Source organism: Janthinobacterium sp. LS2A, assembly GCF_036543145.1.
Taxonomy (GTDB): Bacteria; Pseudomonadota; Gammaproteobacteria; order Burkholderiales; family Burkholderiaceae_D; genus Janthinobacterium; species Janthinobacterium aestuarii.
The window spans coordinates 1,041,078-1,056,299 of record NZ_JAZHPB010000001.1; the positions used below are offsets into that span (position 1 = coordinate 1,041,078).

The 15,222-nt window shown below is 59.5% G+C and carries 13 protein-coding genes and 1 pseudogene; 8 read left to right on the forward strand and 6 right to left on the reverse strand.

Annotated elements, in window-relative coordinates:
- Window positions 1-147: 147 nt before the first annotated feature.
- Window positions 148-1,761 carry an L-aspartate oxidase gene (nadB, locus tag V3C40_RS04830; RefSeq protein ID WP_072453720.1) on the forward strand — a complete coding sequence of 538 codons (1,614 nt, stop codon included), beginning with the start codon at window positions 148-150 and terminating at the stop codon, window positions 1,759-1,761.
- 121 nt (window positions 1,762-1,882) lie between these two features.
- On the opposite strand, the gene V3C40_RS04835 is transcribed toward nadB, so the two are convergent.
- Genes V3C40_RS04835 through V3C40_RS04855 form a run of 5 tightly spaced genes read right to left on the reverse strand, consistent with a single transcriptional unit; the run spans window position 1,883 to window position 8,375 of the window.
- Complete coding sequence (locus V3C40_RS04835) at window positions 1,883-3,244, reverse strand: toxin-antitoxin system YwqK family antitoxin (protein ID WP_331776714.1); 1,362 nt, start codon at window positions 3,242-3,244, stop codon at window positions 1,883-1,885.
- Window positions 3,229-4,575 carry a toxin-antitoxin system YwqK family antitoxin gene (locus tag V3C40_RS04840; protein ID WP_331776715.1) on the reverse strand — a complete coding sequence of 449 codons (1,347 nt, stop codon included), beginning with the start codon at window positions 4,573-4,575 and terminating at the stop codon, window positions 3,229-3,231. Before V3C40_RS04840 ends, V3C40_RS04835 begins: the two co-directional genes overlap by 16 nt.
- Window positions 4,576-4,584: 9 nt before the next feature.
- Window positions 4,585-6,924 carry a hypothetical protein gene (locus V3C40_RS04845; protein WP_331776716.1) on the reverse strand — a complete coding sequence of 780 codons (2,340 nt, stop codon included), beginning with the start codon at window positions 6,922-6,924 and terminating at the stop codon, window positions 4,585-4,587.
- Window positions 6,921-7,688, reverse strand: coding sequence for a PP2C family serine/threonine-protein phosphatase (locus V3C40_RS04850; RefSeq protein WP_331776717.1), 768 nt, complete (start codon window positions 7,686-7,688; stop codon window positions 6,921-6,923). Before V3C40_RS04850 ends, V3C40_RS04845 begins: the two co-directional genes overlap by 4 nt.
- Before the next feature lie 3 nt (window positions 7,689-7,691).
- On the reverse strand, window positions 7,692-8,375 hold the full coding sequence (locus V3C40_RS04855; RefSeq protein WP_072453725.1) for a vWA domain-containing protein: 684 nt from the start codon (window positions 8,373-8,375) through the stop codon (window positions 7,692-7,694).
- Between the two features lie 304 nt (window positions 8,376-8,679).
- Here V3C40_RS04855 and V3C40_RS04860 point away from each other — a divergent pair, with 304 nt between their 5' ends.
- The 5 genes from V3C40_RS04860 to V3C40_RS04880 all read left to right on the forward strand — a co-directional run bounded on the left by V3C40_RS04860 (window position 8,680) and on the right by V3C40_RS04880 (window position 11,670).
- Window positions 8,680-9,387: a helix-turn-helix transcriptional regulator gene (locus V3C40_RS04860; RefSeq protein WP_331776718.1), complete on the forward strand. Its 708-nt coding sequence runs from the start codon at window positions 8,680-8,682 to the stop codon at window positions 9,385-9,387.
- Between the two features lie 185 nt (window positions 9,388-9,572).
- Window positions 9,573-10,022, forward strand: coding sequence for a hypothetical protein (locus tag V3C40_RS04865; protein WP_331776719.1), 450 nt, complete (start codon window positions 9,573-9,575; stop codon window positions 10,020-10,022).
- A gap of 33 nt (window positions 10,023-10,055) precedes the next feature.
- The gene (locus V3C40_RS04870) at window positions 10,056-10,448 is read left to right on the forward strand and encodes a hypothetical protein (protein WP_331776720.1); all 393 of its coding nucleotides are present in this window, start codon (window positions 10,056-10,058) and stop codon (window positions 10,446-10,448) included.
- A gap of 158 nt (window positions 10,449-10,606) precedes the next feature.
- A complete protein-coding gene (locus V3C40_RS04875; protein WP_331776721.1) occupies window positions 10,607-11,050 on the forward strand; it encodes a hypothetical protein in 444 nt (147 codons plus the stop codon).
- Window positions 11,051-11,145: 95 nt separating this feature from the next.
- Entirely contained in the window at window positions 11,146-11,670 is a 525-nt protein-coding gene (locus tag V3C40_RS04880; RefSeq protein WP_331776722.1) for a hypothetical protein, read from the forward strand.
- A gap of 32 nt (window positions 11,671-11,702) precedes the next feature.
- On the opposite strand, the gene V3C40_RS04885 is transcribed toward V3C40_RS04880, so the two are convergent.
- Window positions 11,703-12,158, reverse strand: a complete 456-nt coding sequence (locus V3C40_RS04885) for a tellurite resistance TerB family protein (protein WP_035818589.1) — start codon at window positions 12,156-12,158, stop codon at window positions 11,703-11,705.
- 354 nt (window positions 12,159-12,512) lie between these two features.
- On the opposite strand from V3C40_RS04885, the pseudogene V3C40_RS04890 reads away from it, so the two are divergent.
- Together V3C40_RS04890 and V3C40_RS04895 are read left to right on the forward strand one after the other, a co-directional pair.
- Window positions 12,513-13,224, forward strand: a pseudogene (locus tag V3C40_RS04890) (lipid II flippase family protein).
- A gap of 94 nt (window positions 13,225-13,318) precedes the next feature.
- Window positions 13,319-15,148 carry an ATP-dependent nuclease gene (locus V3C40_RS04895; protein WP_331776723.1) on the forward strand — a complete coding sequence of 610 codons (1,830 nt, stop codon included), beginning with the start codon at window positions 13,319-13,321 and terminating at the stop codon, window positions 15,146-15,148.
- Window positions 15,149-15,222: the final 74 nt, after the last annotated feature.

The window sequence follows — 15,222 nt, forward strand, 5'->3', positions numbered from 1 at the left end:
GCCATCATGGCGAACTGTTCCAAGAAGACATTGATGCGCCACAAGCTAAGGCCCCGGCTATCTTTCGCTGGCAGAATTTATCTCAATACATTACCGAATGAGGGGAAATGGCATATAGTATGCTTCCCCTAAAAAAAGATAAATGTCATGAAATTTGATGTAGCGATTGTCGGCAGTGGCCTGGCGGGTTTATCGGTTGCACTGCATTTAGCTGAGACGCGCACTGTCGCGATCATTTCCAAACGCGCGCTGCTCGATGGCGCCAGCAACTGGGCGCAAGGCGGGATCGCGGCCGTGCTGGACTCGGGCGACAGCCACCAGCAGCACATCGAAGACACCCTGATCGCCGGTGGCGGCCTGTGCGACGAGAGCGCCACGCGCTACATCGTCGAGCACGGCCGCGAAGCGATCGAATGGCTGATCGAGCAAGGCGTGCCGTTTACACGCGACGCCACGGCCGAACTGGGTTTCCACCTGACCCGCGAAGGCGGACACAGCCAGCGCCGCATCATCCACGCGGCCGACGCCACCGGGCACGCCGTGCAAGTGACCCTGGAAGAAAAGGTCCGCGCCCACCCGAACATCAGCCTGTTCGAACACCATTGCGCGATCGACCTGATCACTTCCGACAAGCTGGGCATGAAGCCGACCCAGCGCAATGCCCAACCACATTGCCATGGCCTGTACGTACAGGATGAGCAAACGGGTAAAGTACTGACGTTTGCCGCCGAGCACACCGTGCTGGCCACGGGCGGCGCCGGCAAAGTATACTTATATACAACGAATCCCGACACGGCCAGCGGCGACGGCATCGCCATGGCCTGGCGCGCCGGCTGCCGCGTGTCGAACATGGAATTCATCCAGTTCCACCCGACCTGCTTGTACCACCCGTATGCCAAATCGTTCCTGATCACCGAAGCCATCCGTGGCGAAGGCGGCTTGCTGAAACTGCCGCCTGAAGCGGGTGCGGCCGCTGGCACGCGCTTCATGCTGGCTCACGACGAGCGGGCCGAACTGGCGCCGCGCGACGTGGTGGCGCGCGCCATCGACTTCGAGATCAAGAAACGGGGCCTCGACTACGTGCACCTGGACATCAGCCACAAGCCGGCCGAATTCCTCATCGAGCACTTCCCGACCATCTACGCGCGCTGCCTGGAACTGGGCATCGACATCACCAAGCAGCCTATCCCCATCGTGCCGGCCGCCCACTACACATGCGGCGGCGTCGTAACGGACTTGGCGGGCCGCGCCGACTTGCCGGGCCTGTACGCGGTCGGCGAGACGGCGTGCACGGGCCTGCATGGCGCGAACCGTCTGGCGTCGAATTCCCTGCTGGAATGCATCGTCATCGGCCGCGCCTGCGCGCAAGACATCGAAAGCAAGGAAAAGCTGGGCACGCCGTATCTGCCCGACTGGGATGAAAGCCGGGTCACGGATGCGGACGAGGAAGTGGTGATTTCCCACAACTGGGACGAGCTGCGCCGCTTCATGTGGAATTACGTGGGCATCGTGCGCACGACGAAACGCCTGGAACGGGCCCAGCATCGCATCGCGCTCTTGAAGGAAGAGATCGACGAGTACTACCGCAACTTCCGCATCACGCACGATTTGCTGGAATTGCGCAACCTCGTCGACGTGGCCTCGATGATCGTCAACAGCGCCCTGTCCCGCCGAGAAAGCCGCGGCCTGCACTTCAGCCGCGATTATCCTGAGACCTTGCCGAAGGCGATTGCCAGCGTGCTGACGCCGCCGCACCGCTAATGTTACGCCTCAGTCCTAGACCATTTGTAAGCCGATAGCATCACCGAACCCTCAGGCAAAGAGCCGGGGTCAGACCCGACGGGTCTGACCTCAGTCCTTGTCTTGGGTCAATTGACGTGCCTCACCGCTCCGGCATCTCGAACTCAATCCCATCCTCCGTGTACGACATCTTCGCGGACGCCCCCGTGCACTCCCCCTGCGGCTCATCCGCCACATAACGGCACTCGCTTTCCACACTACCGTCAGCACGCCAGTGCCGCGTCCAGCCCTGGCGCTCGCCATCGATATACTCGATCAGCTGCCGCGGCTTGCCATCGGCATACCAGGAACGCAATGCGCCCTCCTCGCGCCCGCCCGCGTTCCACTGTTTCTGCACCATCAATACTCCGGCCCGGCTGAAACGCTGTTCGCTGCGCAACACGAAGTGGCCGCTGTGCGTGCGCTTGCTGGCGACTTTGCCGTCCGGGTAATATTCGACGCTGTCGCCGACAGGCTTGTCGTCCACGTACTGCGTTGTACGCTGCACCTTGCCATCCGGGAAATAGCCGGTGCTCGGTCCTGCCTGGATGCCATCCACGTACAGACTGCGGCTTTCCACACTACCGTCCGGATAAAACAGCAGCAGCTCGCCCTCCGTCTGGCCCTTGACCTGGGTCATGCGCGTGCGCAGCTTGCCGTCTTTATCAAAAGACTCCACCACGCCATCGGCGCGGGCGCCGTTCACGTACTGGCTGGCCTCGTTCAGCTTACCCGTATCGTGGTAGGTCCGCTGTTCGCCTTCCTGCACGCCATTGCGCCACGTGTTGCGCATGGAAATCTGGCCGTCAGGACGATACAGGGTCTGCACACCTTCCTGCACGCCGCGGCCATCTTGCTCCACCTGCATTTCCAGCTGTCCATGCGGGTAGTACATGCTGTAGTTGCCCACCAGCTTGCCGCGCAGGTAATCGGGATCGTTGACCTGGCCAATCAGCCGCTTCGGCTCGCCTTCGCGCGCGTGCACCACCTCGACTTGCCAGGTGCCGGGCGTCTTGCCTGGCGGCAGCGGGACGATCAGCGCATAGCGCGCATGTTCCTTGACTTCGCCGCGCGTCAGATTGTGATTCAGGTACAAGCTCGCCTTGCCATCGGCACAGGCTTGCGGCTCGCAGCCGCCCAGCTTGCCAACATCCGGCATGGCGAGCGCACCCACATTACCCGGCGCAGGGCAGAATTTGATACGCATCAACAAGGGCGTTTTGTCACGTATCAGCTTGGCCAATTGCTGCTTCATGGCGGCGTATTGCTGCGCGTCCAGGCCCACGGACACGGCATCCATCAGCACCTGCCTGCCGCCACAGCCGCTGTCGCTGGCCAGGGTCAGCACATCGCCGTCGGGCGTCGCCTTGATGGCGCTGACTACTTGCCGCTGTTCGATCTCGGCGTGGGCCAGCACCGGCCACAGCAGCGTTGCCAGCAGCACATGCTTCACAAGGCGCGCCATGCCTGCTCCTTGCGCTGCAGTTCCGGCGCTGGCGGCGCTTCGCCGCAGCCGCCCTGGGCCTTGCCGGCCACGTACTGGCATTCGCCCTTCAAACTGCCATCCTCGTGCCAGCTGCGGCTCCAGCCGTCGCGCCGGTCGTTCACGTAGTCGATGGCTTGTTCCGGCTTGCCGTTCTCGTACCACGAGCGCGACGTGCCCTGTTCGCGCAGTTGTGCATCCCATTTCCGTTCCAGCACCAGCACGCCCTGAGGGCTGTAGCGCTGGATACTGAGCAGCCCGCCCTTGTCTCCATATTGCTGGCGGCTTTTCACCTTGCCGTCCGCATAGAATTCCATTGCCTCGCCCGTGGGCAAGTCGTTAACCTGCGTCATCCTGGCTTGCACGGCGCCATCCGGGTAGTAATTCGTGCTCACGCCATTGAACTTACCGTTCTGCATTTCCGCGCGGCTGGAGATTTTTCCATCAGGGAAGTATGTGAGCATCTCGCCTTCCATCTTGCCGCCGCGCAAAGTGTAGCTGCTACTCAGCTTGCCATTTTCATCAAACGTCTGCACTGGCCCGTCGAGCTGCTTGCCGTCGCGGTAGATGCTCGTTTCACTCAACTTGCCGGTCGCGTGATAGCGCTGATGCTCGCCTTCTGGCAAGCCATGGCGCCAGTCACCGCGCAGCTCCAGCGTGCCATCGGGAAAATACTTGCTGCCGATGCCATGCTGACGGCCCTGCCCATCCTGCGCCACCTGTTTCTCGGTCTTGCCATTCGGGTAATACGTGACATAGCCACCCACCAGCTCGCCCTGCGCATAATCGGCGCGGTTGACCTGGCCCGACAGGCGCAGCTTGTGGCCGGCCACGCTGTAAATGTCCACCTTCCACGTACCCGGCAGCTTGCCTTTCGGCAAAGGCAACAGCAACACGTTTGGCGCCTTTTCCTGCTCGATGGGGTAGAAACGCTCGTGCAGGTACAACCGCGCCCGGCCGTCGGTGCAGGCCGCTGGCGTGCAGGCGGCGATCTGGCGCACGATGGGCACGCTCGCATCGTCCGGGCATTTTTTCAATGTGACAAGCATGGGCGTCTTGCTGCGGATCTGCTTGGCCAGCCGGGCTTTCATCGCTTCGTATGGCCCATCGTCCAGCCCGACCGAGCGCGCATCCATGCGCACTTGGCGGCCGCCGCAAGCCGTGTTCGCGGCCACGGTCAGCACGTCGGCGCCTTCGCTATCCTGCTCGCCGGCGATGGCTGTCACCACCTGGCGTTGAACGATCTCCGCCTGCGACAACGCGGGCCACAATAAGGACGCGCCCAGCACGGCGCATAAGGTCTTGATTTTCATGGCATTCCTCTAATTTTCCGCCGTGACGGCCACGCCGCCCGGCACAAAGCTGACCCGGCCATCGCGGTAGCGCACGAGCACCACCACCTTCGATTCCAGCAATTGACCGTGCTGCACGGCCGGCAAATAAGTCCAGCGCTTGACGCTATCGAGCAGCACCTTGTTGAGCATCGGCTCCATCGGCAACTCGGCCGCCGCATAGGTCAGGGTGCCGTCGGCCGCGATGGTCAGGGTCAGGCGGTTTTCACCCGTTGCGTGCTTTTCGTCCAGCACGCCATACGCAACCGTCGTCATCGTGTCGCGCTGCACGCCGCCGACTTGGTCGCGCAAGGGCGGCATGGCCTTGAGTTTGGCCGCCAACAGCGCGCCCTCGGCCAGCACCTTGTCCCAGCGTTTCTGGTAATCCCACCCCTGAGCCAGGCGCAACACCTTGGCGTTCAGGTCCATGCGCTGCATCGTGCGAGCGACGCCGTTGTCGGCCGGTTCGCCCGGTTCCGCCGGCAAGGCGTTCTGCACGGCATAACGGTAAGCCGTCAGCTGCGCCAGCGCCACCAGATTCACGGCATCGCGCTCATCGCCGCCGCGCAGCAGGGCCGTGGCCGCGATGCCCAGCCAGGCTACGCCATCGGTGGGGCGTGCCCACACGGCTTGCTCGAAATACTGGCGCGCCGCCTGCGGTTCGTCCAGGCTCAGGTACATGCGGCCCATGGCCGCCGCCGCCAGATAGTCGCGCGGGTCGGCTTGCAAGTTGTCGAGATACGTATCCGACAATTCGGGGGCGTAGCCCGGCATCGACCCCAGGCCTTCCATCAAGGTGGTGCGCAGCCGGACGCGCATCGGGTCGCCAGCGTAGGTGGACGGCTTTCCTTCGCCGGCCCGGTACAACAGCTGCAAGCCGCGCGTAACGGCGTCATCGTCGCCCTTGCTGATCGCTTGCGACAGGCTGCGCACGGCCTTGCGCGCATCGGACGGCTGGAAGCCGGTCGCCTTGCGCGAACGCCAGCGAAATACTTCCAGGCCAGCCGCCTGGTCCGCTTGCGCCTGCAGGCTGGCCTTGGCCTTGGCTTCATCGGGCGACGAGGTCCAGGCCGTAAAGCCGATCAGGAACAGCACAATCAGCAGCACCACCACGGCCCAGCCCTTGCCCGTGATGCCGCCGCCAGTGTTGCCTGCCACTGGAATGGCGGCGGGCGCCTGCCCCGGCGCCGTGCGCCGCGTACTGCGCTGCGGCGGCAACGATTGCTGTTGCAACTGCATCTGCTGCGCCTGCACCGAGGCTTGCGCAGCCGCGACAATGACCTTGTCGCGCGCACAGGCCGCGCAGCCGAGGCCCGCGAAATGCTGGTGCTCGGGATTCGCGGTACACACGACGAGCTTGCCGTCGCTGCGCTGCGCATAGCCGCGCAGCAACTGCGCCCAGTCGGCCGCCGAGGGCCGCTGCGGTTTGGGGGACTGGGAAAAAGCGCGGTCGAACATGGCGCGCAGCTCGGGTGGCATCAAGGCATGGCCGCTGGTCGCGTTCGGCGCCAGCTGCTTGTGGCGTTTGACGCCGTACGCATAGCAGGCGTCGCGGATGCGGCCGGGAATGTCGGTCGCCACTTGCGCATTGCCGGGCCGCCCGCTGTACGGGTGAATGCCAAAGTTGAGCAACTGGAAGATGACGACGGCCAGCGCAAAGCGGTCTTGCGCCATTTCCGTGCCCGCCGGCATGCCCTTGCGCTGGAATTCCGGCGCCAGGTAGTCGGCCGTGAATTGCTCCGCAGGAAAACGCTCCGCATGGCCCTGGATGCTGAAACCATCGCAATCGAGCATGGCGATGTACAGCGAATCGCGGTAGAAGCGCAAGTTCACGGGTTTCAGATCGACCACGTAATGCTGCTGCTGGTGCAGCGCATCGATGACGGCGGCCAGGTTGGCGGCCAGGGTCAACTTGGGCCCGAGACCCGTGGGCAAGCCGGCCGCGCGCGCTTGCCGCTCCTGCATGATCTGTTCCAGCTCGGCCGTTTGCGCCATGTCCAGCAAGGGCATGACGAAACCTGCAAAGCCGCCCTGGCCGTCGAACACGGCCGCTTGCGGCCAGGCGATCTGCACGTAGCGCTTGCCGTTTTCCAACTGGTCCGGCAGCTCGGGCGACAATTCCAGCATCGCTTCGAGCTTGCGCCGGTTGGCGGCCCGGTCCAGGTGCGGGTGGTACAGCTTGGCCACCTGCGCCGGCGCGCCCGGCAGCAGATACACGCTGCCCGCGCCGCCGCTCTTGATGAGTTTGCCCAAGACAAGGCTACGGACTTTGTCGAGCCAGATTTTTCCGCCCGGACTCAGACCCGGTGTCACGCCCTGCTTCCGGCTCATGCGCGCAAAGCCAGCAGCAGGGTCTTGTCGTCACCCGTGATCTGGTGCGTGCGCGGATCGGCCAGGGTGGACGCCAGCGCTTCATTGCCCAGTTCGATGCTCTCGACCGTGCGCAGATAGCCTTGCACGGCATCCATGAACGGCGCGTACAAGGCCGCATTGTTCTTGCTCATGGCAAAGGGCATGCAACCGTCCGACATCAGCACGACGCCGCGCACGGACTGGGGTATCGGCAGCAGGCGCAGCTGTTCGCGCCAGCGCTCGCCGCTGATAAAGTATGTTTCGTTCGCGTATTCGCCGTTGGCGGGCAGCGAGATCAGTTCGCCGCCATCGCCCAGTTGCGCCACGCCCAGACCGTCGCCCAGGTGGAAGAAGAAGCCGGTATCTTGCCCCATGACCGCGCCGACAACTGTGGCAGCGTAATCGTCGAGAGTGGCGTTGGCGGCGCGGGCGATATCGCCCAGCGCGGCGCGGATCTGCGCCAGGGTGCCTGCCAACGCGCCGTCATGTAAATCCTGCACGGTGGCGCCCTGCTCCAGCCGTCCGGCCAGCGCCTGCACGGTTTGCGCGGAAACAAACTGTGCGCCCTGCTCGCTGAGCCTGGCCGAACCGGCGCCATCGCAGACGATGGCCACCAGGACGTCGCCCACGACGGCGTGCGCATGCGCATCCTGGCAAGGGATATCCTTGTCCAAATGCGCCTTGCCCGTGACGGAGGCGCCGAATGTGCGCCAGGAGTCCTGTGTTGCTTGCACTGCTGCCATCGATCAGGTGCTCACGACAGACCAGCCGTCCGTCGAGGCCAGTTGGGCCTGCGCACCGGGACGCGACTGCGACACCACCTGCATGCTGGCGCTCAGCCACAGGAACAGTTCGCGGAACTGCAAGCCTTTCAGCTGCTTCACGCCCCGTTCGCCACGGCTGGAAAACTGCCCCAGGGAATCGATGTTCGCGTTGTCGCCCACGGCGATGGGGAAGATCGCCACTTTATTGGCCTGCTCGGCCGCGCGCGCCTGCTCGGCGCCGTGCTGCCAGCGATCCGTCGGCTCGCCGTCCGACATCAAAAACAGCCACGGCCGCGTGTACGCCACGCCCGCCTGGCGGAAGCGCTGCTTTTCCTGCTCGATCTCGGCCAGCGCCAATTCGACGGCCGCGCCGGTCGGCGTGGTACCGTTCGCTTCAAGCCGGGGCGCCGTGAAATCCATAGCATCGCACCAGTTGCTGGCCACCACGGCTTCATCGTGGGCGCCATATTGAATCACGAGGATGCGCACGCGCTTGGCGGCGATCACGTCGGACTTGAGTTCCTGCTCCAGCAAGGCCAGACCTTCGTTGAGCAGGGCGACGGGCTCGCCATCCATGCTGCCGGAGCAGTCCAGCACGAGCACCAATGGCGTGCGTTGTTCGGTGTTGTCGACGAGGGCAACGTCGGGGATCATTATTGAACTCATGGGCAATTGGCAAATGTGAAATCGGTCATAGTGCGAATCTTACATCATGGACGTGTTTTGCCCGTGCAAGTTTCCTACAGAACACTATCCCACCATATTATTGCAAACCATTGCAGCACTGATGTCTTTGTACTATCTTGATAGTTGCCCAGGCCAGATGGCAGCGGCCAGCCCCTCCTCACAAAGGCGGGGCGGATCGCTGCGCAACACCGCCCTTACCCAGTTCCGCACCTGCACGCCTGCGGCACGCTGATCTAATCAGGCTATGGGGACAAGCATGGGCACAGCTACAATAAGCGCGGATGTGGGCAAACTGATTGCCGCCTTGTACGAGACGGCTTGTGGCACGGACGACTGGCCGCAGCTCGACAGCGCCGCCCTGAACAGCCGGCAATGGCAGGAACTCTTGCCGCATCTGCAACGCGCCGTGTGCTTGCAACAGCGCCTGCGCGAGGCGCAACTGGCCAGCCGCTGCGCGCTGGCGGCGCTCGACGCCATGGGTGCCGCCGTGCTGGTACTCGACGCGGGCCTCGGGCTGCGCTTCGCCACGCCCGCCGGCCACGCTCTGCATGCGGCGCAGCTGGCACACGGCGTACCGCCGGCCCTCGTGCGTGCCGTGCACCTCGTCATCGCCAGCGCCGGCAGCGCGCCGCAATGCCAGTCGCTGCGCCTGGCGCGCAAGCAGCAAACGCCGCTGGCCCTGACCGTCACCCTGCTCGCCGCCTGCCAACCGCCATGCGCACTGCTGATTGCGCGCGATCCCACACAGGCGAGCACCTCCGTCCCCGCCTTGCGCCAGCTGTTCGACTTGACGCAAGCCGAAGCGCTGGTGGGCAAGGAGCTGGCGCAAGGGGCCACCATCGAAGAAATCGCCGCACGCAGCGGCATCAGCGTCAACACCGTCAAGACGCATCTGCACCACACCTATCTGAAAACGGACACGCGGCGCCAGGGCGAGCTGATCGCGCTGATTCACGGCGCGACGGCGCACCTGGCCGTGCTCGACGCATGAGGCTGTCTCATCCGATCGGATGATGTACAGGACAACTTGCCTGCCTACACTGGCAAGACCGGTCGCCCGCACCTTGTCAGTGTCACCACAGCGCGTGCTGGCCAGCCGGTCGATTTCTCTGGTATCGACAACCATATCGCCGCGCCGGCAGCGGACGGCACCAAAGTTCAAGGATGGGTAAAAAAATGAAAACATGGATACTGGCCGGCACCCTGGGCGTCTGCGCCCTGCTGGCAAATGCGCAATCGCTCCCCGACAGCCAGACCGTCGTCATTCCAGGCGGACGCCTGCAGACGATCGAAATGCCGGCACAAAAACATTTCATGACTGCAGAAAGGTTTGCCCCGTTCCGCGGCGGCTATGAGCTGGCGAACGGCCAGGTGCTCTACCTGCGCAATGCAAGCAGCATCGGCGCCATCATGTATGCGCGTATCGATGGCCAGGAAGAACACCGTATCGTCGCCACCGACAACAACAGCTTCGTGGCGCTGGACCGGCAGCTGGCCATGCGCATCGACTTGCGCGACGATGGCAGCGTGGGCGGCGAAGTGCTGATGCTGGTGCCGGCCGAAAAACTGGCCAGCGGCGACATCGTGCCGGCCCACGTGCAAAGCATGGGCCTGGCATCGCGCTAAGGCAGCAAGTCCCCTTCAGCATGGGTGGCAGGCATGAGCAGACAATATTCTGTCCAACAGCAGAACGCGCAGACCCTGGCCGCCATCAAACAGACGGCGGCCTGGTGGCGCGCCCGCCCCCTGCCCGACGCCCTGTGCCAGTACGCGGCCAGCCATGGCGTGGCGCTGAGCGCGGCCCTTATGCTCGACCTGCGGCTGGCCTACCCCGGCATGCCCGCCGTGTACGGCAAGCTGCTGAGTGCCGACGGCCACTTCATCCACTTCGAAATGGATCTCGACGATGCCTTGTGCCCGCTGCCCGGCAGCGTGGCCTGGGACGACATCAGCGCCAGATATGACTTGGCCGCACACAAACGCGGCACTGGCGTGGGATACGGCGAGCTATGCAAGAAGGCGCTGCAAGAAATGAATCACGCTGCGCGCTAGTGCATAAACCACCGCCATGCGATGGCCTACCCGCAAAATATCAAGGCCGTCTCCACCGAATGAACGATGCGCAGCGCCAAACCTGTGCCTAGACTGGTTCCTGCCCCATGCCCGCCCGCATCACGCGCCAGAGGCCATCAACCAACGAGGACAACAACATGAAAACCATCATCCTGGGCACACTGCTGTGCCTCGCCGCCGCCAGCACGGCAGCCATCGCGCAAACCCTACCTCCCGAGCACACTGTCACCGTGCCGGGCAACATGCTGCGCATCGATGTGCCCGAACACCCGCGCTACATGATGCGCCGGGATTTCAAGAAATTCGTCGGCGTCTATGATCTGTCGAATGGCGACACCCTGGAACTGCGCCTCGCCGGCGCTGAAAAGTATGCGCGTATCGGCAAGCAGGAAGAGCACCGCATCGTCGCCACCGATCGCAACGCCTTTGTCGCGCTGGACCGCCAGCTGAAAGTACGCATTAACCACAACGATGACGGCAGCGTGGATGGCGAACTGGTGATGGTGGTGCCGTCGCAGAAGGTATCGAGCGGCGGCATCGTGCCTTCCCATGTGCAAAACATCGGCCTGGCGTCGCGTTGAGGCGGCGCACAGGCACGGCAGGCACAGGCGCTGCCATCGCGTGCTATCATCGCCGCCAAATTCCTTAAACGAATGGCAACGGCCCATGGAGCGCAATGCAGACACCTCGCAGTAATCCAATATTCACCGTGCTGCGCGGCGGCCTGCGCCTGCTGGCCTGGCCCTTGCTGGCCCTGGTCAGCGCCGCGTGCACCAGCACCACGCGCCATCCGGCCAGCGAGCCCACGCAAGTCATCCTGCGCTTTACCTATGACGACGGCAAGCCGATGCGGCATGACGATTACCTGGCCAATGCGCGCCAGCAAACGTATATCAAGCACTGCAGCAAGATAGGCAGCACCACTGTCTGCGACATCGGCTCGGATCCCCTCTTCATGGGTGGCGACGCCCCGCTGGACGCCAACGGCGAAGTGCGCGTCACCCTGCACTCGACCGGCCCCATTGGCAACAATCCGAACCAACACTGCATCAAGGGCCAAAGCTACATCTTTGATTCCGGCGACTGGAGACGCGGTCCGTTTCACCATGGGCAAGTGATCGAGATCCGCTACAGGATCAGCGAAGTGCAAACGGCGTGCCCCTGGTCGTCGGGCACGCCGCCTTGGTGGGACAAGAGTTAGGTCTGGCCAGCCGTGGCCGGCTGGCTTAAAAATTACTGCAGCTCGAACTCGCCTGGGTTCAAGCCCAGTTCGCGCGCGATCTTGCTGGCCACGCGCTGCTCATTGGCGTCGAAATTGCCGTCCGACGAAGCGACGGCGATAATCATGCGCACCAGCAGGCGCGACGCCTCCACATTCGACTTCATCTTGCCCAGCGCCTGATACGCCTTGGCTTCGCCGATATCCTTGTCGAACTCCAGCTGACCGACATAGTCCTGGAAAGCCTTGATCACGTCCGTGGTGGTAAACACTGACAGAGCGTCATTGCTCTCAATAAACTTCACCATCTTCTGCTTCTCTTCCGCACTGACGCTGCCGTCCGCCATGGCGATCAGGGCCGATCCCGCCATCGCGGCATTCAGGAAATCCTTGTTCTTGTACTTCAGTGCCTCGGTTTTCAGCTCGCTGGCTTTGGTCTTCAGTTTGGACAGAAAGGAATCGAAACTCATGGTGTACCTCCGGGTTGGTTGATTCATGTCGAGCGGCAAGTCGTGCCGTTACCCAGGATAGTTGAGGGTGCAAGCTTGAAATACAAGCAAGGAAACCAGTCAGACGCTCACTGGCGGCATTTATCTCACCCACAGGCAAAGGCCGGGGTCAGTCACTTCGTGATCGTAATGTCCCCCATTGGGGGACATTACCCCTGTAGGGTCTGACCCCAGTTTCTGCCTTGGGGTGAAATTCAGTCAACTCCACACAAACCACCACAAAACCCCAATCACATAAAATTAACTTATTTGCAGTTGAAAAATAAATAATTCCATGGCAGGATGGAATTATATTTTCCATACTGCAAGGCTGTAATGGACAAGCAATTGCTGCTGATTTGCGCGCTGACGTTCATCATCCACATCATCGGCACCCTCGCCTCCCATGCGCATCGCCGGCATCCACACGCGATGCATCGCCGTGTCGCTGGCCCTGTTCAGCATCCTGATGCTGCTATCGCGCACCTCGAACTCATTCCTGGGCCCCTTCCTCGCCAAGCGCGTGGAAACAGGCATAGACCAGCATGGTGCCGCCAGCACGCTATTGGTAGATTTCCGCTGGCTACTGTCCTCCGCCAGCCTGGCAACCATCCTCGGCGCGACACCGAAACTGCTGCTGCACGCCGTCTTCAAGGGCGGCTTGTCCTACCTCAAGACCTCCGCCAGCCTGCCCAAGCCGGCCAACGTCACGGGCCTGCCCGAAAAATCAGGCGTCTCCGTCTCCATGACAGCCATGAACGTCATCGCCACGGCCCTGTGGACGGTGGGCGTCTTCGCGGCGCTGTACGCAGGCGTGCTCGACCCCAGCGTGCGCGTCACCTCCAGCACGCTTTCATCGATCATCAACGGCGGCGCCACCATCATGATGGCCGTCTTCATCGACCCGCACATGTCGGGCATGACGGATGACGTCATCGAAGGCAAGATCGAAGAATCGCAGTTCCGGCGCGCGGTGGTGTGGCTGGTGGGGAGCAGATTGGCGGGAACGCTGATTGCGCAGTTTTTGCTGGTGCCTCGGCGGTGGTGATTGTGGGGGGGGGGCGAAGGGGTTGTAAGTGTAGATTTAAAATTCGAGAAGATAGGACGTCTTCTTTTAAACAACTAAGAGAAAGAAAAATTACATGTCGAATCCTAGTATCACTACCTTGAAAATTAAAAATTTTGGATGCATTGGATCAACAGGAGTTTCTATTGATATAGATAAAATTGTTGTTCTAGTGGGTGCAAACAATGCAGGAAAAAGCACTATATTAAGAGCCTTTGAAGTTGTTACCGACTGCCTAAAACTAGATCAAGACGATTTCCACAACAGAGAAATAATAGCTGATCAACTTCCTGAAATAGAACTTCACTCAATCGCAAATGCAGAAAATAAGCCGGGTGATGAATGGTGCGCACCAACTGTAGATGGAAGCTTCCTAATAAAAGAGAAATGGACTTGGGATGGAGTTGGTGCCGAACCTAAACGCGTTGGATTTAATGCAAATAAAAATGATTGGGCACAACAAGCAGACAAAGAAAAAATGCCGTGGGGTGTAAACAACGTCGCAAAATCACGCAGACCTAAACCGCATCGCGTTAACACTTTTGATGATCCAGAAATTCAAGCTAAAGCTATTACATCACTATTCAAGAGCTTACTTGAAGATCAAATAAAAAATCTAAAACACAAGGAAGATGACGAATTATCAAGATATGAATTTATTCTAGAAAGCTTAAAGAGTTTGCGATTAGATTCAAAAAATATGCAAAAGACCGGAATTAAAGAAATAGAGGCACAGGCAAATTTAATACTTGAGCGAATATTCCCAAGTTACGGATTAAGCATTACTGCTCCTGAAAGCATTGCACCGATTTCAATTGAATTACTTGGCGAAGAATTCTCTGTAGAAATGGGAGTAAAAGATGGAATCTCTCTTCCGCTACAAAAACAAGGAAGTGGTACGCGAAGAACAGCTTTATGGACTATTCTTAAATTACTTGCAGATAAAGGAATGAAAGCCAAACCAGCAGGAAAAACTGCAAAGTCTTTTCACGAGGGACTTGGACCAAACACAGCACATATTCTTCTGTTAGATGAGCCAGAGGTAAGCCTACATCCCCGCGCAACACAAAATGCAAGAGATGTTCTTTATGCATTGCCAGAAAATGACAATTGGCAAATAATGATTACCACTCACTCCCCAAGCTTTATCGACTTAACCAAAGATCATACCACCATAATCCGCGTAGAGAAAAATATTGGCGACGAAATAAAAGCCACGACTCTTTATCGGCCAGAAATAGCGAAATTAGATGTTGACGACAAAGAAAATTTGAAACTATTAAATCTATTTGACTCACATATTTCTGAAGCATTTTTTGGAGGAAAAATTTTAATTGTTGAAGGCGACACTGAATATTCGGCATTCAACCATATAAAAAACGAAGAAGAAAAGAATGGGAACTTCCAGTACAATGACTTAAATATAATAAGAGCAAGAGGCAAGGTAACTGTGGCATCCATGATGAAGGTTTTGAATCATTTTGACTCGGAATATTTTGTTTTACATGATACAGATTCGCCGTTCACAAAATCAAAAAAGAAAGACAAAGAAAAAAGCACCGAAGACATAACAATATACAAAGAAATAATTATAAAAAATCCTGCTTGGACAAACAATGAGAAAATTCTATCTCAAATGAGTGAAAAATCAAGAGTTGTCGCTTCGATTATGAATTTTGAAGAAGCCTATTTCTCCGAGATCATCGAGAGTGACAAACCAGAAAATTGCATTGAACATTTAAAGAACGAGGAAGGTTCATACAACAAAATAAAGCAACTTCTCGATAGTATATTAAATATTAATGATGCATTGCTTCCCGAGGGGGCAATTTCCTGGTCCGACATGACTGAACTAAAGGATCACATTGATATATGGCAAGGAAAAATTAAAATAGAGGCCATATAAAATCTACAAAAAAAGCCGCTGTCTCCCGACAGCGGCTTCCTCATTCCTACCCCAGCAGCAGCGCATTGAACCAA